Here is a 20,895-nt window from a genome sequence, read left to right as displayed (position 1 = left end):
TATTCTAAGTTTTTCTTATTTCAAGTCTGTTTATATTCAATCAATTAAACGCATTGCCCCTTGCATATTGCAAATGAGAAAAGCGTATAGATAAAAAACATTAAAGAAAGAACTAAATGCCCCCTTCTAGCTTCTTACTCCATAAACGAAAAGATGGTGGTGCTTAATGGCTTTATCATTATACCATTCATAGGCAACATCGTGAAATAGAAAGCACTGAGAAATATTTTTTTAACAAATGCGTAAATATGCAATACAAATATATTCTGTTTTACGTGGAAGACATATGGCTGCATTAAAAAACATCAGAAACAAAAGGATATGCTTAATCCATTATTTAAAAGATATGACTGTAACTGCTTTTGAAATACGTGAAATCGAATAAAAAACGACAGTAAAAACGGACGTCCATTCTCCTCTTTACAACTTCATATTCTCATCCAACTAAGCTGTTTTACCTATTTCAAAGGTCACTCTAAACAGACATCTGCAATATGCTCAAAATTCCATACATAAAGAAAAAAGGTTCCTAACACGGCACCACACTACCTGTATAAAAAGGCAATTCAGCATACTTTAAAATGCCACTTTTTCCACACAAACACTGTTGCTATATGTAGTTTGACATAAGATTTTGTACTAAGTGAAAAGAGGTGGGATTAGTTAGGAGTAAGTGGTAATTTTTTATTTTTACAGCTATTTTTTTACCATTAAATACGCATTTTGTTAAAATAGATTTTGACACTCTAAAATTGCAAAAAAAGTGTAAAAATCAGAAAAAATCGAAATTTGGTGGTAAAAATGAAAAAAGGCTTGGGTACAAAACCTAAAGTGGAGCGAGACGACCAAGTTTTAAAAAACCTAATTTTACCCACCCATTATTAATGAGCAAGGGGAGAACGGGAGCGCCATCGGCATTTTTAGGCAGTGCACCCAAAATAAAAAATAACGCTTGAAGATTATTGTCCTGCGCGGGAAATAAGCGCTGCAAAGTGTTAAGAAGCTTCATGGGCTGAATATGGACAAGTTCGAATTCTGCTGTCAAATATCCTTCTTCATCAAAAGAAAAAGGTCCACTAATACGTAACCCACCACCTGTATGAAAAGTCAATTCACCTTGCTTTAAAAGCCCACTTTTTCCATACAGTCGCTGTTGCCAATTTTTCCCTTCATCTTCAGACAAAAAAGAGATGTCATTTAAAATCACTTTCAAGTTACCATCAATTTTTGGGACATCAACAAAAGAAGATGTAAAAACTAGAGAAACATCAAAACCGTCAAAAGTTATATTTCCCAACAAATCATTCTTTTCATGTTTCAGATCAAAGCGCAAAAATTCTGCCGTTATTTTTTGAGGCATATCTTTTGTCTCTAACGGCTGAGTAATCATGTCATGCGTATTTTGCAAAGATGCTTGATCTTCTACATTTTCCTGTGTCGTTTTTTTATCTGTTGTTTGTTCTCCTAATGCTTCTTGAGGCTTTTGATCTTCAAGGGAAGAGGAAAGAGGTGAAATTTCAAGCCCTTCAGCTATAAACTTCAATGTTTTACCCGTTTTCCAATAAGGTTCTGTTTCAATAACCAAATTGCGCCAACGCGATACTATGGAAGTTTGTCCGGAAAAAACAATTGATGCAGGAGAATGAACATTAAACTCGACCAAATGAGGTGCATAAATTGGTGCACCAGCTGTCAAACGCCCCGTCGATACAGAAACCCCATGTAAAGGCCAAGAAAATTGAAAATTGTCGCAAACAACACCGATACGTAAAGGATAACCATCCTTGCGCACATTCTCACATACCGCCGCCATATTATAGGAAGACGCTTTTGCAAATATATCAGAAACTTGCTCTTCTATTTTACGTGAAAAAAAAACCAGAGTGCGCTATAAATAAATATCAGAGCAAGACAAAGGAGCCCACAAATTAAATAGCTCAAAGAAAATCTCTTTTGTGATGACGGTATTTGAAAGGATTTAGACAACATTAAAACTTTCTTTATCTCTTAACTTCCTCCCCACCCTAAAAAGGACAAAGATTCTTAACCACAGTCAGTTTATAAACAATCCAACTTCTTAATCGACCGGATTTTATCTACTGATCACTTCAAAGAGTTCCTATACATCGTTCTAAAGTACAGTATCTCATAAGTCCACCCACCAAGATCTTTTTAAGAAAATCCATTACACTTTCTAACAAAAAATACCTCATGTGTAAAGTTTTACATGAGTTTTCTATCTCTGCCTTAAACGATACTGTTTTACAGCACAACAAGAACGATAATAAATAGTGTTTCTAACACTCACACAAATGCGGTCGGTACACAAAAAATCTGGTGTAATGCACCTTCAAACCATTGGCTTAAAGCTTGATCATAAATTAAACGACCTTTCAAATGTGCACAAGCAGGTTGAGCACCTTTTTCAGTCAATTTATGTGCCGAACGCACGACTAACCGTCGCATCATAGCACGTGTAAACTCAGCATGAAATTGCAAACCCCATGCATTGTTTCCATAACGAAAAGCTTGTGTAGGATATGTATGCCCTGTTGCCAAAAGCATTGCCTCTTTCGGTAAATCATAAATACCTTCATCATGAAAATGATAGACCATTTCTGGCCAATTCATCAATTCCTTCCCTTGAGGGGTTGCTTCTAGTGGATACCAGCCGACTTCAACAGTCCCATCACTTCTTGTACCAACGCGCCCCCCTAGATTTCGCGCTAACATTTGCGCTCCAAGACAAATACCCAAAAAAGGCTTATTTTCCTTTAGTGATAACGAAATCCAATCAATTTCCTCACCAATATAGGCTTCGCTGTCATTCACACTCATCGGCCCCCCTAAAATAACAACACCGGCATAATGCTCTAATGTATCAGGGAGTTTTTGTCCAAAAATAGGACGATAAATATCAAGAACAAAACCATTTTGTTGTAAAAATTTTCCTAAACGACCAGTATAGGTAGACCGCCGATGAATAACAACAGCAATCCTTGGTTTGTTATTTTTTTGTTTTTTATCAAGACATCTCTGATGTAAAAACATTTTTTAACCAATCACCTCTGCAACCAAGCAAAACTTCATTTTTAAAGCATAAGAGAATAATTTTATTGGACAAGACTAACGATATTTTTTCTTCTAGGTCAATTGTTTCTTCTGAGAAAACATTCGTATTATCACATTGGTGCAATTTAAAATAAACGAAATTTTTTCCTCGATAAAAATGTTTCTTCTTCTGTTTTCACCCCTGGATCATCAACATTTAAGTGAGTTTGACTGAACATTTTTACATCTTGTTCTTTTATATCTTGTTTCTCCACCTGCGCATTATGCAAAAGAGAATCGTCTATAGGTGTTAATTTTTCAAGCTTCTTATCTTCAACACCATCACTTTTTCCCATAACATACTCTTTGTCTTGCTTTTTCGGCACAATATTGTCCGCCTCTAATGTGAGAGAAGGCATACAGGGAGGCGCCTTCCATTCAAAACAGCCCAAACGTCCACTGATTGGAGAAACCGCTGACCAAGAAGAAAAAATGGACCCATCACACATCCATACTGGATCACGTTCAGCACGAAGTGCTAAAGAAAGCCATTGACGCACAGCACCTTGATTGTTTCCCTGTGCCTCTTCAATATCTGCCAACAATAAATAAACACTTTCCCGTGGATGATACTGTAATGCTTTTTTTGCCTGCTCTCTCGCTAATGCTGTTTCACCAGCATCTAAAGCTGCTTTAGCAATAAGGAAAGCCGATTCAAATGCATCTTTATTATAAGAAGCAAGTGTCTTAGCCCTTTTTAATCGCCCAATGGCTCCTTCTTCTCTTTCAAGATAAAGCGTCCCCAAATCAGGATGAGGATTCTTTTGCCAAGCCGCTATAATCATTTTATCCGCTTTACGCGTTTCATTTAACTTATAAAGAATATCAGCAGCAATAACTATTACTGGAACAAAATCAGGCGCCAATTTATGGGCTTTCAAAATGGCTTCACGTGCTTGTACAGGATGTGTATCAAACAAAGAAAGTGCCTGCCCACTTAATAGTAAAACCTGTATATGCTGCCGCTCTGGAGTCGCGCGAACAGAACGCGGGAGAGCTTTTTGCGTTCTCTCAAAAATAGTAAGTGCCTTATCCCATTTACCCTCAGTACTTAACCGATCAAGCACCGCCTGATGCGCCCATAAAAGTGCTGGCGATAAAGTCAGTGCCTCTTCGGCATATTGTTGCGCTGCCTCATAAGCTTTACTCTTCATCGCTTCACGAAACAAACCATAAAGTCCAACCAATTTTGTCGAATCTTCCTTTCTCATCTCCTCATAAAGACCGATGGCGCGAACAGAGTTATTTTGTAAAGACAAGGTTTGCGCTTGTAAGAATTTTACCAATGGCTCTTGTTTTCCTGCAAGATATTTAGCAACCCGTGCTTCCATTTTTTGCGCAACCATACTATCACCAGCAAAAGTTGCAAGAATCCCCTTTGAAAGAGCTTCATAACCACGCTTTTGATGGCGTTTATAAAAATAATTGGAAAGAGCACTCGGTATGGAAAAAAAGAAAGACAATAACCACCATAAAAGCACCAGCGTTACAAAAAACAAAATAAGCACACTTAACACTGTAAGAAATGAAGCAGAAAATCTGAAATGCAAAAATGTGAGAACAAAAATACCATTGTGATTAGCAACCCACGTGAAAGCTAAACCGAGGATACAAACAACAAAAATATAAATAAAAACACGTATCATCTTGGGCCTATTTACATCTTTGTTGCTTTAAAAGATCCTTGTTGCACAGACAATAACAATTGCTGCAACAACTGTTGAATAGCAATATGTCTTTCAAGCTGCTTAACAAAATCCATTGAAACATCTTTTGCACTTTGAGGCAATGATTGCCATTCGCTCAAGGCCTTTTCGTAATCACCAGCTTGAATGGCAACTTCCATGCGTGCCGCAATAGCCCCAAGCGTCATCCCTTCAACATTTCCAATCGGTCGCGAAACAATGAGCCCTTTTATCCATGCTAAAATTCGGTCAAAAAAACCAGCATCTGACGCAACAAGATTTTGCGTACCAACAATTGCATCGGCAACATGAGCAAAATCAACTGAAAGTTGTGCTGAACTTGGAAGACCCACAGTAGCTGTCTTTTGCAACACATCAAGTCCATCAATCGAAGGCGATAATTGCTGTAACAGCTTTAATTCATTATTATAAGATCCACCACGCTCTACAGCATTTTTTAATGAACTAATTGCGGTAAAGAGCGCGGTATCTATTTCTTTTTTCTCACTATTTTTAACAGCAGTTTCTTCCTGTAGTGTTTCTAACTTTTGTTTTAACGCAGCAAGATCATTTGCATTGCTCTGCCCAACAGACAAAGCCGTCTCTATTTCTTTCGACTCTCTAACAAAAGTTTGTACAGTTTCTTCAAGAGCTTTTACTTTTTCCTCTAAAATTGCAAAAGCTTTTTTGCTTTCTTCTTTCGATAGTTCATCATTTTTCGTTGTTTTAAACTGTTGTGCTGAGAAAGAAGAAAACTCTGTTTTTAACATATCAATTTCTTGAAGTACCCGCCTCAATTGTTCCTTTGTGTCTTCACCTTGACTTTTTGCGGCTTCAGCAATCTGCAAAGCTTTTCCCCCCCCAACAGAATTTGCCACAAAAGGAGAAGGAAAAAAACCAGCCCATTGAAGCCCCATAAAAATTCCCAAAGCAATGAATCCTCCCAAAATCCCAGAAAGGGACAAGAAAAGCCAAGTTGTACTAGAGGTACTTTTATCCTGACCTTGTATATTCTGTTTTTCTCGCGCATGAGATTCTACAGAATTGTGGATTTTTTCCTCTGAATCATGGAGAACAGCTTCATGTTCAATAACTGGTTTCTTACGACGCGTACCAGCATAATGTGGTTTAACTTTTGGTTTTGAAGAATCGACCATCTCTGTCACTTTTTGTGCACACTTTTTTTAATGATAAAATAATAAAATGAAAAAAGTTTTAAAAATGAAGCTTTTCTCAAATATCTTCGTTTGCTTTACATTCTTTTTATAAAGAGTATAACTTTATAAAAATTTTCCAAATCTCATTTTTCTCAATAATATTTACAATTATAGACTTTAATAGACAAGTTTTTAAAAACACATTTGCATTTTATACTCAAAAATACAGCTTTATTTTTTAATCAACAATATCATGAAATTCAAAGAAAATACCAAAACACATATTTTTCATAGAAAAATCAATTCTAAGAGAAATACTTTGCATCTTTTTCTGTTCATGATACGCACACAGGAAAGAAGCTTCAATATAAGGTTTTGTTTAAAATGCGTCTTCTAGGAATAGAAACAAGTTGTGATGAAACGGCAGCGGCTGTCATTGAATATAACAATGAATCAAACAGCCGAATTCTTTCCAATGTTGTTTGGAGCCAAATTGATCACCATGCACCTTACGGTGGTGTTGTTCCTGAAATTGCTGCTCGTGCCCATGTTGAAGTTCTTGATCATTTAATTCTGCAAGCACTAACAGAAGCAAACACAAAATTAAAAGATATTGATGGCATTGCAGCCACCAGTGGACCTGGTTTGATAGGAGGATTGTTGGTAGGCGTTATGAGCGCAAAAGCACTCTCTCTTGCCACTGGCAAACCATTTATTGCGGTAAATCACTTAGAGGGACATGCTTTAACAGCTGTCTTAACGCACAGCGTCAGCTTTCCTTATTTATTACTTTTAGTTTCAGGGGGTCATACACAAACAATCATTGTTCATGGAGTAGGCAACTACCAACGTTTAGGAACCACCATTGATGATGCATTAGGAGAAGCCTTTGATAAAACTGCAAAACTTTTAGGTCTTCCTTATCCTGGTGGACCAGCACTTGAAAAAGCAGCTTTATTTGGTGATAAAAATCGCTTTCCCCTTCCACGACCTTTAAAAGGTGAAAAACGGTTAGATTTTTCTTTTTCCGGACTAAAAACTGCTGTTCGACAAGCCGCAACAGCCATAGCTCCTCTTACAGAAAATGATATTGCTGACATTGCCGCAAGTTTTCAAGCCGCCGTAACCGATACGATACATGATCGTATTCACCTAGCCCTACAACACTTTACCCACCAATATCCTCTCTCTCATAATCAAGGAAAGCGTTCTCCTGCTTTGGTTGTCGCGGGCGGTGTTGCCGCAAACCAAGCCATTCGTTCTACGTTGCAAGAACTTGCCCATCAACATGGTTTTGAATTTATAGCCCCTCCTCTTTCCTTGTGTACCGATAATGCTGCAATGATTGCTTTTGCCGGTGCACAAAAACTCGCACGAGGAGAAACAAGCTCTCTCGACATTGCACCCCGCTCACGCTGGCCATTAGATGAAAAAGCCACGCCCTTGATCGGAATGGGACGCCGTGGAACAAAAGCATAATAAAATTGACGTCCCCCCCACACACATCTTAAAAAACGAAGATTTCTACTCAATTCGGTCTATAGATAGTCCGAACTTTCTATCGAGCGGATTCCACCTGCTTCCCACTCACACAATTCACTTAACCCAAAGCTCGACACGCAAACCTAAATATTCACCACACATTCTAAAAAACTTTATGTTTCAAAAAACTGCCTTATATCATTACACTTCAAATGACGGTATTTTACGGCATAATAAGATCTACTCTCTCTCACGAAGCATAGATATGAAAGCCATTCTTTGACCTCATTATCTTTGATCATCTATTCGTTTCATTGCCGTTGTAATCTTAAAACTTTTTAGAATCAATTTTCTTAATTTTCTCCAAAAAACTCTTATAGTGAACGCATTTCAAGCCATAGCTGAAAAGATAAGCAAAGAGCAAAATACCTTTATACAACGTGAAATATCAATGGATCGCGTTTCTCTGCTACACGTTATTTTGAAACAAGAAAAAACAGATTATGCCCGTTCTTTACCCCATTTTAAAAATCATCGTTGATGGTGTTACAAAGATGCTTATAAAAATACACATGATGAATGCATAACAGTCTATGAAAAAGGAGAACTCATGGCTTATTGGCTTTTTAAATCTGAACCCCACAAATGGTCATGGGAGATGCAAAAGAAAAAAGGAGTTAATGGCGAACAATGGGATGGTGTACGAAATTATCAAGCCCGTAATAATATGCGCGCCATGAAATATGGCGATAAAGGTTTTTTTTATCACTCAAATAAAGGTTTAGAAATTGTAGGTATTGTAGAAATATGTGCTGAAGCACACCCTGATTCTACAAGCTCTGATCCACGCTGGGAATGTGTGGATATCCGTGCACTTTGTGACATGCCAACATCTGTTTCATTAAAACAAATTAAAGCCAATCCCAAACTAGCAAATATGGTGCTGGTTAAAGCCAGCCGCTTATCAGTGCAACCCGTGACAGAAGATGAATGGAAAGAAGTCTGTTTGATGGGCAACCTTAAGAGGGAAATGCTTGTATCTTGAAACAATAATTTTTATTCATTAACTCATATAAAAAGATGCTTCATAGCATTGCACAAAAAACCTCTTTATGATGCATCTTTTCGGTATTGCTAAAGGCAAAGCTTACTCAACGATTATAATAAGCAACACCACGAACATCACACACAAAACCCCCTCGCACACAAATGCAACGAAAAAACAAAAATAACCGTGAAATTCTCCTAAACAGTGTATATGTGTTAAGTGTTGCACAGTTCTCTTCACGCTTAAAACACGCATCATATTGAGTGTTCATTGCTTTACATGTTGGATGAGACCCCTCATACCCCAGGATTATCTCATTCCCAACCTGTTTATATTGAATCAATCAAACGCTCTTTTTTTAATTTTCCTCTTTTAATTTTTCTTGCATGAAATCTCATTTTTCACGAAACTACTCTTTACCAATCAGTGCATCAACATGCCTATAAGGAAAAACATGAACCACTATACTCTTTTAATTGTTGAAGACGATGATCTACGCCCCGTTTTAGTAGAACAATTGCAAATGCATCAAGAGTTTGAAATTTTCCAAGCAAAAACAGCAGAAGAGGGAATGAAAATAATCCAAGAAGAAAATATTGATCTCGCTATTTTGGGACTTAAATTTCCTGATCTTGATGGTTTCAAAGCCGTGAAAAAATTACGCATCCAAGGATTTCGTGCCCCCATTATCATGATAACAAATCATGATACAGACAGCGATAATATTTTAGATCTTGAAACAGGCGCCAATGATTATGTGACAAAACCCTTTCGCTTTGCGGTGTTATTAGCGAGAATTCGAGCACAGTTGCGCCAATATGAACAAAATGAAGACACAACCTTTCATCTTGGCCCCTATACTTTTAAACTGAGACAAAAACTTCTTCTTGATCAATGCAACACTAAAATCTGTCTCACAGAAAAAGAAGCAGCAATTCTTAAGTGTCTCTATTATGCCAATGATAAAATTGTTAGCCGTGAAACATTGTTAGAACAAGTTTGGGGTTATAATGAAAATATTGTCACCCATACTTTAGAAACCCATATCTATCGTTTGCGACAAAAAATCGAAAAAGATCCCTCCAATGCACAAATTCTCATAACAGATCAAAATGGTTATCGTTTAAATCTTTAATTCGAGATTTACTGTTTCAAAAATAATTTTAATATCTTAAATGAAAACAAAAACGAGATGAAAAAAACCTTCACATATAATGTGCAAAAATTAAAATAAGAAAATCCTTCTATATTTGCGGTTCTTATGCCAATGGCAAAATGATTAATTATCTTTATAAATTAAAATATTTCGCACTTGTGGTGATAACGCAGGAATAAAAACACGTCGCGATTGACGACGCTGTACCAGCAACCCCTGATAAACACGTTTTTGTGCCTGACACATTAAGAGTCCGCCAAAATAAGGCAAAAGATAGCGTGCAAATGGCTCATAAAAAAATGAGAACAACCGCGAAACATAACCCGTAGAGGGCATATAATGTACAATTTCTTGTATTGGCCCAGAAACAAAATTTGTTTTTTCGAACAAACGAGTAATTTGTTGCCGACTATAAGGCTCGCCATAACCAAAGGGCGTAGTAATATTGCGCGCCCAAAAGCCAGAGCGATTAGGTACAATAACGATCAAGTGGCCATTGGGTGCTAAAACACGCCATATTTCATTCAATGTTTCAAATGAATTTTCTGTATATTCTAATGCATGTACCAATAAAATACAATCAACTGACGCATCAGGAAGCGGCAAATCTTCTTCAAAAACAAGCGCTGTAGCAACTTGCTCAGCACAAGGCCAAGGGAAAGCACCCTGAGCAGATGGCATAAAAGCAAAACATTGTTGGGCACGTTCACGCAATGTAGAAAGATAAGGAAGTGCATAACCCAACCCCATAATCCGTTTATCCGTAAGATCAGGCCACCATAAATTCAATTGGTCACACAGCGTCTTTTGCACACGCAGCCCAAGTGCAGAAGCATAAAAATCTTTCAGCGCAACGATATCCAACTCAACATACCATGTAGAAACAAATTTCAAACATTACAGATTTTCATATACCAAACTTATATGGACTTCTGCTCTTTTTCCGCAATAGCGAACATTTCAATATTTCATATTTTAAACTTAAATGATCAAAAAATCAGTACAGCAGGATGATTTTGCGTTACAAGCGCTTTAATCATTTTCTTGGAGATGAACCCCATAGAGATTCTTCATACACTATTTCTGACATCAATTAAGAAAAAAGCCAACACTGGTTAATTAAAATGAAGCAATCTTTCAAGATAGTTTTTTTCTTCTTCTGGAATATGCTCTTTACCAAGACGTTTGCGAATTTCATCCAAAATCTGCCGCGTACGCATTTGATCACTTTTTTGTGGTAGTGCCTCACCTTCTTGTTCTTCATCTGTTTTTGAAGAAAGTGGACGTCCTAACGGATCTTTAGGACCAGAATCAGCATTTTGATCATTTCCCGTTTCTTTGAGTGTTTCGCGCATTTTTTTCAAAACATTTTGTGCACCTTGCCTCAAAGATTCCAAAGCATCAGACTGATTTTGTATAGATACCTGATGATTTCCATTATCAAGAGCATTCTCCGCAGAATTCATTTTTTCTTCTGCCCTTTTCAATGCGCCCCCTGTTTCAAATCCTTGTTCTGATAATTCTTTTTCTAATGTTGATAATTCAGACTGCAATTCAGCTTGACGTTTTTTTAAAGATTTTTTCTGTGTTTCCGGCACATTTTCTCCGCGTTTTTGTTCCATCTCTAACTGATGTGTTTCATTGAGAATTTCTTGCTGACGACGCATTAAATCTCCAAGCTGGTCCATCTTTTCTTTCATTTGTGCAGATTGGCTTTTTTCTCCCTCATTTTGATTGCCTTTTTGCACATGCAAATGATCAAGCGTCTGTTCAACTTCCGCTAAGAGTTGTTCAGCTGCTAAAGAAGAGCCCGTTTTAGCCATTTCCTCAATTAAATTTAGCTTTTCTTGTAATGTAGCTTCAGAAAGATTAGGACTTTTTGAGCTTTTAGAATTTTTAGAAACTTGACTATCTTGTGCTTTTTCAGCCAAAGCACGAATATACTCATCCATAGCTTGACGTAAATCTGCCATAAGCCGTTCAATTTCTGCCGCTGAAGCACCGTAACGCAATGCATCACGTAAAGCAGCTTGAGCTTGTTTTAAATTTTTTTGCACGGATTCAAGCTGATTATCTTCAATACCCAAAGCAATTTGCCATAAATAATCCACCACACCACGCAAATCATCTTCTGTTTGTGCTAAAGAAAGTCTTGTCCACGCACTTTGTAGAACAAGAAAATGCTTTACATTTTGCAAACCTTTTTCTGGACGCACAAGCAAAGCAGAAAGCATATCCAATACACGCTCTCTCGCAGAAGCATCAAGCGCTAATAAACGACGCAATTCACTCACCGCACGCGCGACAGGATTTGAAAAAACGTGTTGCGGTAATGTCATAACAAAAGTTTTGCTACGCCCTTTCTGCCCCGCACCATCTTCTGCCACCAAAGTAATTTTGACTTGCGAACCTGCCCATGGATGCGCTGATATATCTTGCACCATCCGCATTTTTCCCTTTCCACCACGCGGAAGAAGAAGCTCTATTTCCGGAGCATTATAAAGAGAGGAAGCACTTTTATTCTGAGAAAGAAAAGGCTCTATTTCAACAAAAGCCTTTGTCACACCATAATCATCATCCACCACATATCGTAACTCTAATGATCCCGTTAAAATCCTCCCTGGTTTTTCCAGCCAATGAATTGTCGGAAGCGTGTCCTTAATCATCTGCAAATGCCACTGCTGTTTTTTACGACGTGATGATACAAATAAATTCATTGAATGCTTTAAATGTGTTTCAAAATGAGCGATTGGATCATTCAAAGCTGTTTGTTCCGTTTTCTCTGAAAACGAAACTTCCCTCCCATCTTCTACAGACTTTGCTTTTACTGTAACGCCAGCCCCATTGACAACACGCACAACAACATTACTCCCTTCAGGGATTTCTAGTTGTGTTTTCTCATCTTTTGTCAAATAAATCGGTGCCACACCGGTATAAGCAGGTGGTGTTACCCAAGCATCAATCCGCATGAATTTTTCATCAACAACAGGACGAAAATCAAAGGCATCAGCCAAACGCCCCCCTTGTGAACCAAAAGAAAAACTAAAAGCGCACACAAAAAGAAGAACACACAAAGCCCTCAAAGCCAAAGGATCATAATCCGCACTATTAAGAGAGATAAATCCAGTTTTTAAATGGTATAATTGTTTTGCCATTCGGCGTTGATGTTCACGCCAAATAACAGCACTAAAATCTTCATCATTTTCAGAACATAAACGATCTGTCTGAATATTCAAAGGCTGATGTCTAAGATCATTGACGCGTTCAAGACGGCAATTCACTTCCCGTATTGTGGGAAACCGAAAACGAACAAGAAAAAATAAACTCGCCCCAGCACAAACAAGTATAACCCCAAGTAAGAGCAAATGTGACCAATAGCCCAAAATGCCAAAAAGTCCCAACCAGCTAAACGAACAAAAGAGACTAACAACGAGGAAAAATGGCAACAACCGTACCCACATCCGTTCAAATGAAAGGATTCCCCACATCAAAATGCGCACACACAAAAGCTTCATTGCAAAGCCTTTGATGTTTTTATTTTTCATAAACAAGCATTTATCCCCTTTTATCGTGGTGCATTAAGATCATAAACCCCATACAAGACAATTTCTAGAAAATAAATTGTTTCATCAAAGTTTAGTAAAAATAAGACCAAAAACACTTAAGAATTCTCAACCCAATCAGGAATATGATCACATCCCATCAATTGAGCATAATCAAGACGTGGACGAATAACCGCATAACACGTATCTTGAACAAGAACTTCTGGGATCAAAAGTCGGCTATTATAAGTACTCGCCATCACAGCACCATAAGCTCCAGCTTGCGTAATTGCTAAAAGATCACCGGGTGCCAAAATCGGCAAGTAACGATCTAGTGCTAAATAATCGCCAGTCTCACAAACAGAACCAACAATATCTGCACGAATAAGGGGAGCATCTTTTGCTGCTTGTTTCACAAGGACGACATTCTGCCAAGCATCATAAAGCGTTGGACGCATCAGATCATTCATCGCCGCATCTACAATAACAAAATTCCGCCCTTGTCCCCTTTTTAAATAGAGAACAGATGTCATCAGTACACCAGCTTGTCCCACAATGCTCCGCCCCGGCTCCACAACAATATTAATCCCTAAAGGAGCAATATATTTCTTTACCAGCGCAGCATAATCAAAAGGAGAAGGTACAGTATGTTGTTCACAACCATAGGCAATACCAAGCCCACCACCAATATCTATATGCGTTATTGCATAGCCATCGCTCCACAATTGACGCACACAATCTGCAATAAGAAGGAATGCTTCTTCAAATGGCTTTAAATCACAAATCTGACTGCCAATATGCATATCAATACCGCAAACCTGCAATCCAGGTAAAGAGTCCGCTTTTTTATAAGCCTCTCTTGCCAACAACAATGGAATACCAAATTTATTTTCAGATTTTCCTGTTGTAATTTTCTTATGGGTCTTTGCATCAACATCTGGATTAATGCGCAATGAAACACGTGCTATCTTTGAAAGCGCAACAGCACGTTGAGATAACTGTTCAAGTTCCGGCTCTGATTCAACGTTAAAACAATAAATATCCTGTGCAAGAGCAAAATCTATCTCTCTCATGGTTTTACCAACACCAGAATAAACAATACGATGTGCCGGAATACCAACAGCAAGGGCACGCCGTAATTCCCCTTCTGAGACCACATCAGCTCCCGCTCCATTGTTCGCTAAAAGCCGTAAAACTGCTTGATTAGAATTGGCTTTAACCGCATAAGCAAGCAGACTAGGCATCCCTTGAAAAGCCTTTTTATAGTCTTTAAAACGTGTAACCAATGCATTGGCGGAATAACAATAAAAAGGAGTCCCCACCTCCTGCGCAAGAACAGCAAGTGAACAACCCTCAGCATGAAGCATACCTTGATGGTAAGAGAAAAAATCCACACTTTCCTCCTACTTTATCAAACGATCAAGAATAAAAGGTTTATCATCTTCACTTTGAGCAACAGATGTTCCTTGCACAGACTTTTCCACACTTGTAAGAGGCATTTCCAATGACCCTTTACGCCCACACCCAGCAACACAAACGCCTCCTAAAAGGACAATCATCAACCCCTTTAATATAATTTTCATCTGTCCTCTTTCCTCATCTCGATCTCTTTTTTACCTTTAAAATACAATCACTCAAGCGTTCACAAGACACTTTTTCCAATACGCAATTTGCCGAAGAACCTCTGAAGGTGCTGTTCCCCCAAAGCTTTTGCGACTTTCAACAGATTTTTCAACGGTCAAAACATCAAAAAGTGTCGCATTGATATCAGGACAAATTGCTTGAAGTTCATCTAATGATAAATCCTGAAGGCGACACTGTTTTTTTTCTGCCAATGCCACAGCACACCCTGTGATATGATGTGCTTCGCGAAAAGGAATCCCTAAATTGCGTACAAGCCAATCAGCAAAATCTGTAGCTGTTGCATAGCCAGAATCAGCGGCTTGTTTCATAACTTCTTTATTAACTTTCAAATCAGCAATCATCCCTGTCATTGCTGCTAGTGATAATTCCAAACTCAAAGCCCCATCAAACACATATTCCTTATCTTCTTGCATATCCTTTGAATAAGCAAGGGGTAACCCTTTCATCACCGTTAACAACCCCATCAATGCGCCATTCAACCGTCCCACTTTAGCCCGCACAAGTTCGGCAGCATCAGGATTTCGCTTTTGCGGCATAATAGACGAACCCGTTGAAAAAGCATCTGATAAACGAATAAAATAAAACTGTTCACTTGACCAAAGAATTATTTCTTCTGCTAAACGTGAAAGATGCGTTGCACAAAGAGCGCCAGCGCTTAAAAATTCTAAGGCAAAATCACGATCCGAAACACTATCAATCGAATTGCGTGTAGGTTCTCGAAAGCCTAACGCTTTTGCTGTCATAAAACGGTCAATTGGAAAGCCTGTACCTGCTAAAGCAGCCGCCCCTAAAGGCGATTCATTCATGCGCTCAATCGCATCACGCATCCGCGATAAATCGCGACCAAACATTTCAACATAAGCCATCATATAATGGCCAAATGTTACCGGTTGTGCTGATTGTAAATGCGTAAATCCTGGCATAAAGGTATCAACATGTTGTTCTGCTCGAATAAGCAATTGCTCTATCAATCCTTTTAAAGCTTGTGCTATCTTTTGCGTTGCTTCACGCACCCACAAGCGAAAATCAACAGCAACTTGATCATTGCGTGAGCGAGCCGTATGCAAACGCCCTGCTACAGGACCAATCAATTCGCTCAGCCGCGCTTCAATATTCATATGAATATCTTCAAGCTTTCGTGAAAAAACAAATTTACCGTCTTCAATTTCTTGGCGAATAAGTTTCAAACCATGAACAATTTTTTCATAATCTGATTGTGAAATGATTTTCGTTTGCGCTAACATAGCCGCATGAGAAAGGGAACCTTCAATATCTTGTCGATAAAGTTTTTGATCAAAATCAATAGAGGCATTAATTTCTTCCATAATTGCAGCAGGACCTGCCGCAAACCGACCACCCCACATTTGGTTCTTTAACTTCTCATCTGTCATATTCTGAAAACACCTATTTAAAGGACAAAATTATGATTTTTCAAATTTTCATCAGCGAAAAAAACAATAAAAAAAGGCAATTCTCCCTTGCTTTCTTTATCATTGCATTGAGTTTATACGCAACCATAAACTACGATACCAAAAGAGAGTCTTTTCTTTTCAATTTCATTTCAGCAGCACAAGCACAAAAAATAAACATTGATAAAGCACGAGCAGAAAAAATGATGGCGATCCGAAAAGCAGCAAAAGGCTTTTTTAGCCACATAAGATTTGCTGATACGCCCTCAGATATGAAGAAACTCTCTTTCAAGGACATTCGAGGAAAAGAGCGCACACTCAGCGAATTTACTGGAAAACCGATGCTGGTCAATCTATGGGCTATTTGGTGTGCACCTTGCCGCACAGAAATGCCAGAACTTGCGCAATTAAAACATGAATTAGGTGGAGAAAACTTTGATGTCATAGCTATTAATATCGATAAAACTGCTTCTCCTGAAAAAATTCAGCAATTTTTACAGAATATTCATGCGGATAATTTGCTTTACTATCGCGATGAAACAATGGATATTTTCAACAATGTTAGAAAACAGGGGCTTGCTTTAGGACTCCCCATTACATTTCTCATCGATAAAGAGGGATATCTCATTGCTTCCTTCAATGGTGCAGCTCCATGGGCCAATGACGATGCCAAAGCACTTATAAAAGCTGTTATAAAAGAAGCCCTATAACCTAATAACCGCTTCTTTTTAAACGTTGTATAACAAGATCCAGTGCTGACAAAAAGGCAGAACGGTCTTTACGAGAAAAAGGACGGGGACCACCTATTATACTGCCCTGTCCACGCAAATCTTCCATCAAATTGCGCATCGCCAAAGCCTGACCAATTGAATTTACATCAAAAATACGCCCCGTTGGCGAAAGACAAAAACCCCCAGCTTGCACAACCCGTGCTGCTAAAGGAATATCACTGGTAATAACGATACTTGCCTCATGCACATGTTCTACGATCCAATCATCAGCACAATTGAATTCACCAGCAACGACCACTCTTTCAATGAGTGCTTCATCTGGAAGGGAAAAAAAACGATTTGCCACAACAAATGTCTTAAGCTGATAACGATTCATCACACGATAAACTTCATCTTTTACAGGACAAGCATCCGCATCAATCAACAAAGTAATAGCAGGCTTTATTGGGATATTCATACCTTGGCTTTCACGCAATAGTTAAGTTCTTTCATCCATCTGAATGTTGCAAATGCTTGCGATAAAACATTATCGCCGCGTTTATTTCTCCTCCCAAAATAAAAATTGCACTCAAGATGTAAAGAAAAATAATAGCAACCATAATAGATGCTAACCCTGCATAGGTAGAAATATAATCAAACATTGTCAAATATTGTGCAAAAGCAATTGAAGCCATAAACCATACAAACATTGTCAGTACAATTCCTGGTAAAATATCTATAAACTTCCGCCGCTCTGCTGGTAGCCATTTATGCACAATCAAAAGACTTACAAAGAGAACAACCGCTGCGATTATGTAACGCCATAGACGAATAACACCGATATATTCTGTAATGAAAAAAGAATGATTTTGCATAATCTTGATCAGCAGAGGTGTTAAAATCAACAAAACGCTGATCACAATAAGACCAACAGCTCCAAGAATCACAAAAAACAAACTTTGAAAACGACAAAACAACAAGCTACGCCGATCAACAACACGATAAGCTCTATTTAAAGCTGTACGTAACGCCTCTACCCCATTAGAGGCAAAATAAGCCGCCCCAATGACAGAAACTGTCAACACTCCCCCCCGCTGTATGGTTAAAACATTGATAATTTCCTGAGATAAAGGCTCTGCAATGACATCTGGTAATAACTGCACCAAAGCTTTGATTTTTTGCGGTGTATATGTAAAAGCACCAAGAAAACTGGCAAGAGAAGTTCCAAAAATAAAAAAAGGAAAAAATGCTAAAAGCCCAGAGAGCGCGACATGGCTTGCAAAAGCACTCCCATTATCACGCCAATAATGGCTTACTGCGTCAACAAGGATACGATAGCTATACCTAAAGATATTTCTTAACAAATCTCAATACTTTCTGGTAAAACTCTTCCTCTGTCTATTTCAAGCTTTATAAAAATCATCAAAACTCTGCAAACAAACATCTTCCGATGTTGTAATATAAAGGGCAATAATCAACACGGTCAAGCCTGACTTTATACTAAAACAAAAACAACAACCCACTATATGAAATTCTACAACGACTTCATTTTTTTGTCTCTTCTATAGATCAGTAACCTCTTCTGTACATCATATGCCCTATAGAGAGTTAAGCACGATAATCTTGCACACATAAAACCTTTTGAAGTCATAGTTATCTGTATCGAAGCAATCGCCACTCTTTTTTATTGCCATCTATGACTGAATAAAGAAAAAACTTCTTATCGATTTCTAGAAAAAACCAATGAAATTCAACAAAAAAACCTTGCTTTTATTCACCCTTTTTTAGAAACACTCTGACGTCCAAAATCAGGAGCATCAATTTCCTGTCCAGCATCAATAATATTGCGACGTACAGCACGCGTACGTGTAAAAAAGTTAAACAATGTCTCACCATCTCCTAAACGAATTGCCTGCTCTAAAAAAGCAAGCCCCTCACTAAAACGGCTCAACATTTCTAAAATAGCATCCTTATTATGCAAACAAATATCGCGCCACATAACGGGATCAGAAGATGCTAAACGTGTAAAATCACGAAAACCGGAAGCGGAATAAGCAATGACTTCTGAATTTGTTACTTTTTCTAAATCACTCGCTGTCCCAACAGTATTATAAGCAATCAAATGCGGCAAATGCGAAACAATAGCCAAAACAAGATCATGATGTTTAGGATCCATCTTTTCGACACGTGCACCACAAGCTTCCCAAAACGCTGTTAATTGTGCGACAGCAGCAGCATCACTCTCAGCAAAAGGCGTTAAAATACACCAACGATTCATAAATAAATCAGCAAAACCAGCATCTGGTCCTGAATATTCCGTTCCAGCAATTGGATGCCCTGGAATAAAATGAACTGTTTTTGGCAATAAAGGTGCCATTTCCGCAATAACCAACGCTTTCGTAGAACCAACATCACTCACAATCGCTCCAGGTTTTAAATGATCACGAATGTTTTTTGCTACTTCTGCACTAGCCCCAACAGGAACAGAAAGAATAACCAAATCTGCTCCTTCAACAGCTTTTGCATTATCTGTCGTATAAAAGTCCCCAAGCTCCAATTCGCGCGCTCTTTTCAAGGTTTCTGAACGACGTGTTGCAATAGAAATTTGAGCCGCAAGATTTTTCTTTTTAATAACTCTTGCTAAAGAAGATCCAATCAGACCGATTCCAATGAGTGCTATTTTTTCAAATTGAATATGGCGCATCTTTCACCTTCAAAGATTCTTTGCAAATGGCAATAAAAACAATTGTAAAATCATAATTTTCCTGTCTGTTTGTTCAAGAGTTATGCGTAAAACATTAAAAAACGACAACTAGGAAATAAAGAATAACGCAGTTTACCAATCATCACCTGCGCAAGCTGACAACAGATCATTTTACCTAGAAAACACATCAAAATCGTAAGCAGACACCAACTCTTTCCCTATTATCCCGATACGTTCATTAATTTGTACATTAGACCTATATAAGAATGTATTACGCCTCCACCTACAACATCAACACAAGTTTTGCGAATATGGAAAACACCGTAAAACAACGCATACAAAAAATACCATTAAAAACATTTTCCTCTCCCGCTTCCTGATACCGTAAATCAAACAAATACGAGAAAAACACGCCCTCTCAATAAAGAAAAAGTTTGATAACAAAAACATCGAATATCCCTTTAATGGAGTCACAACCCTCACGTAAAATAGAACGCCCTAAATAGAATAGATTTGGATTGCAAATTCATGCGTTTGTTTTAAAAAGACATCTCTCTCCCCAGCCTATCTCACGACAGTGTTTGTAAATGTTATAACTATAAATCCATTAAGCACGACCCTCTTCACACTTAATAAAACACTATCATTATATTTGCCTACCTCCAATGTTGCAAAAACCCTTGGAATTTGAGAGCATTCATAAGAGGCATTTTTAGTGCTTTCTTGCACAGTTTTTATCCACACGCCTCCACTTATGACGTGCAAAAGACATCGTTTTGATTGACTCAATATAAAAAATGATAAGTTATAATAATAAACAATGGCTTGCTCTGTTTATGAGACACATTCATTGCTAAGATAATCATCTCTGTATCAAAAATAAAAATCTCCTCATAGGTACTGTCGTTTTCATCATAATCTATTTTGACTTTCTCCTCATCCCACGAAGATTCTTAGTTCATACCGATCTGCAAACAATTCATTTTCTTGTCTAAAAGATTCCACTAATTCACTATTTTAAGTGATTCAATTAATCTATAATATATTGATTTATAAATATAATAATTGTTTTTCAATTTGAATCATAACTTCAAATACGGTAAAATTCTTCCATCACAAATCCTCTTACCAATTAAAATCTCTTGTCTGCACGTCACAAGAAGACATGTGAGAAAAAAATGATGCAAAACGCTCTCTAATGCCAAAAACTGTAGCAAATTAGAGACTAGACAAATATATGATGATGC

General features: G+C 37.9%; 16 protein-coding genes. 4 read left to right on the top strand and 12 right to left on the bottom strand.

Annotated elements, in window-relative coordinates:
• Positions 1-826 precede the first annotated feature (826 nt).
• The 4 genes from ACFIKG_RS02525 to ACFIKG_RS02510 all read right to left on the bottom strand — a co-directional run bounded on the left by ACFIKG_RS02525 (position 827) and on the right by ACFIKG_RS02510 (position 5,953).
• Positions 827-1,882: a DUF2125 domain-containing protein gene (locus ACFIKG_RS02525; protein WP_375626293.1), complete on the bottom strand. Its 1,056-nt coding sequence runs from the start codon at positions 1,880-1,882 to the stop codon at positions 827-829.
• A 422-nt stretch (positions 1,883-2,304) separates the two neighbouring features.
• Positions 2,305-3,051, bottom strand: coding sequence for a glutamine amidotransferase (locus ACFIKG_RS02520; protein WP_375626031.1), 747 nt, complete (start codon positions 3,049-3,051; stop codon positions 2,305-2,307).
• A gap of 146 nt (positions 3,052-3,197) precedes the next feature.
• The gene (locus ACFIKG_RS02515; protein WP_375651679.1) at positions 3,198-4,757 is read right to left on the bottom strand and encodes a heme biosynthesis protein HemY; all 1,560 of its coding nucleotides are present in this window, start codon (positions 4,755-4,757) and stop codon (positions 3,198-3,200) included.
• A gap of 11 nt (positions 4,758-4,768) precedes the next feature.
• Positions 4,769-5,953, bottom strand: a complete 1,185-nt coding sequence (locus ACFIKG_RS02510; RefSeq protein ID WP_375651678.1) for a hypothetical protein — start codon at positions 5,951-5,953, stop codon at positions 4,769-4,771.
• Positions 5,954-6,337: 384 nt separating this feature from the next.
• On the opposite strand from ACFIKG_RS02510, the gene tsaD reads away from it, so the two are divergent.
• The 3 genes from tsaD (at position 6,338) to ACFIKG_RS02495 (ending at position 9,618) form a co-directional block, all read left to right on the top strand.
• Positions 6,338-7,432, top strand: a complete 1,095-nt coding sequence (gene tsaD, locus ACFIKG_RS02505; protein WP_375626036.1) for a tRNA (adenosine(37)-N6)-threonylcarbamoyltransferase complex transferase subunit TsaD — start codon at positions 6,338-6,340, stop codon at positions 7,430-7,432.
• A gap of 613 nt (positions 7,433-8,045) precedes the next feature.
• Positions 8,046-8,480, top strand: a complete 435-nt coding sequence (locus tag ACFIKG_RS02500; protein ID WP_375626040.1) for an EVE domain-containing protein — start codon at positions 8,046-8,048, stop codon at positions 8,478-8,480.
• Between the two features lie 457 nt (positions 8,481-8,937).
• Positions 8,938-9,618 (top strand): response regulator transcription factor, encoded by a 681-nt coding sequence (locus ACFIKG_RS02495; protein ID WP_375626042.1) that lies wholly within the window; start codon positions 8,938-8,940, stop codon positions 9,616-9,618.
• 144 nt (positions 9,619-9,762) lie between these two features.
• On the opposite strand, the gene ACFIKG_RS02490 is transcribed toward ACFIKG_RS02495, so the two are convergent.
• From ACFIKG_RS02490 to argH, 5 genes are all read right to left on the bottom strand, one after another.
• Positions 9,763-10,533 carry a class I SAM-dependent methyltransferase gene (locus ACFIKG_RS02490; RefSeq protein ID WP_375626043.1) on the bottom strand — a complete coding sequence of 257 codons (771 nt, stop codon included), beginning with the start codon at positions 10,531-10,533 and terminating at the stop codon, positions 9,763-9,765.
• A 221-nt stretch (positions 10,534-10,754) separates the two neighbouring features.
• Positions 10,755-13,184 (bottom strand): TIGR02302 family protein, encoded by a 2,430-nt coding sequence (locus tag ACFIKG_RS02485; RefSeq protein WP_375626045.1) that lies wholly within the window; start codon positions 13,182-13,184, stop codon positions 10,755-10,757.
• A gap of 116 nt (positions 13,185-13,300) precedes the next feature.
• Positions 13,301-14,575 carry a diaminopimelate decarboxylase gene (gene lysA, locus ACFIKG_RS02480; RefSeq protein ID WP_375626047.1) on the bottom strand — a complete coding sequence of 425 codons (1,275 nt, stop codon included), beginning with the start codon at positions 14,573-14,575 and terminating at the stop codon, positions 13,301-13,303.
• A 9-nt stretch (positions 14,576-14,584) separates the two neighbouring features.
• Positions 14,585-14,764, bottom strand: a complete 180-nt coding sequence (locus tag ACFIKG_RS02475; RefSeq protein WP_375626049.1) for an LPS translocon maturation chaperone LptM — start codon at positions 14,762-14,764, stop codon at positions 14,585-14,587.
• 51 nt (positions 14,765-14,815) lie between these two features.
• A complete protein-coding gene (gene argH, locus ACFIKG_RS02470) occupies positions 14,816-16,216 on the bottom strand; it encodes an argininosuccinate lyase (protein ID WP_375626050.1) in 1,401 nt (466 codons plus the stop codon).
• A 32-nt stretch (positions 16,217-16,248) separates the two neighbouring features.
• On the opposite strand from argH, the gene ACFIKG_RS02465 reads away from it, so the two are divergent.
• Entirely contained in the window at positions 16,249-16,944 is a 696-nt protein-coding gene (locus tag ACFIKG_RS02465) for a TlpA disulfide reductase family protein (protein ID WP_375626052.1), read from the top strand.
• A gap of 1 nt (position 16,945) precedes the next feature.
• On the opposite strand, the gene ACFIKG_RS02460 is transcribed toward ACFIKG_RS02465, so the two are convergent.
• The 3 genes from ACFIKG_RS02460 to ACFIKG_RS02450 form a co-directional block, all read right to left on the bottom strand.
• Complete coding sequence (locus ACFIKG_RS02460) at positions 16,946-17,422, bottom strand: YaiI/YqxD family protein (protein WP_375649209.1); 477 nt, start codon at positions 17,420-17,422, stop codon at positions 16,946-16,948.
• Positions 17,423-17,453: 31 nt separating this feature from the next.
• Positions 17,454-18,308, bottom strand: coding sequence for a YihY/virulence factor BrkB family protein (locus tag ACFIKG_RS02455; protein ID WP_375626054.1), 855 nt, complete (start codon positions 18,306-18,308; stop codon positions 17,454-17,456).
• Between the two features lie 410 nt (positions 18,309-18,718).
• Entirely contained in the window at positions 18,719-19,648 is a 930-nt protein-coding gene (locus ACFIKG_RS02450; RefSeq protein WP_375626056.1) for a prephenate/arogenate dehydrogenase family protein, read from the bottom strand.
• Positions 19,649-20,895 lie beyond the last annotated feature (1,247 nt).

It is taken from the genome of Bartonella sp. LB28NMGDW, assembly GCF_042194435.1.
Taxonomy (GTDB): Bacteria; Pseudomonadota; Alphaproteobacteria; order Rhizobiales; family Rhizobiaceae; genus Bartonella; species Bartonella grahamii.
The sequence above is the reverse complement of the archived record's forward strand: the minus strand, read 5'-3'. Positions and strand labels throughout refer to the sequence as shown.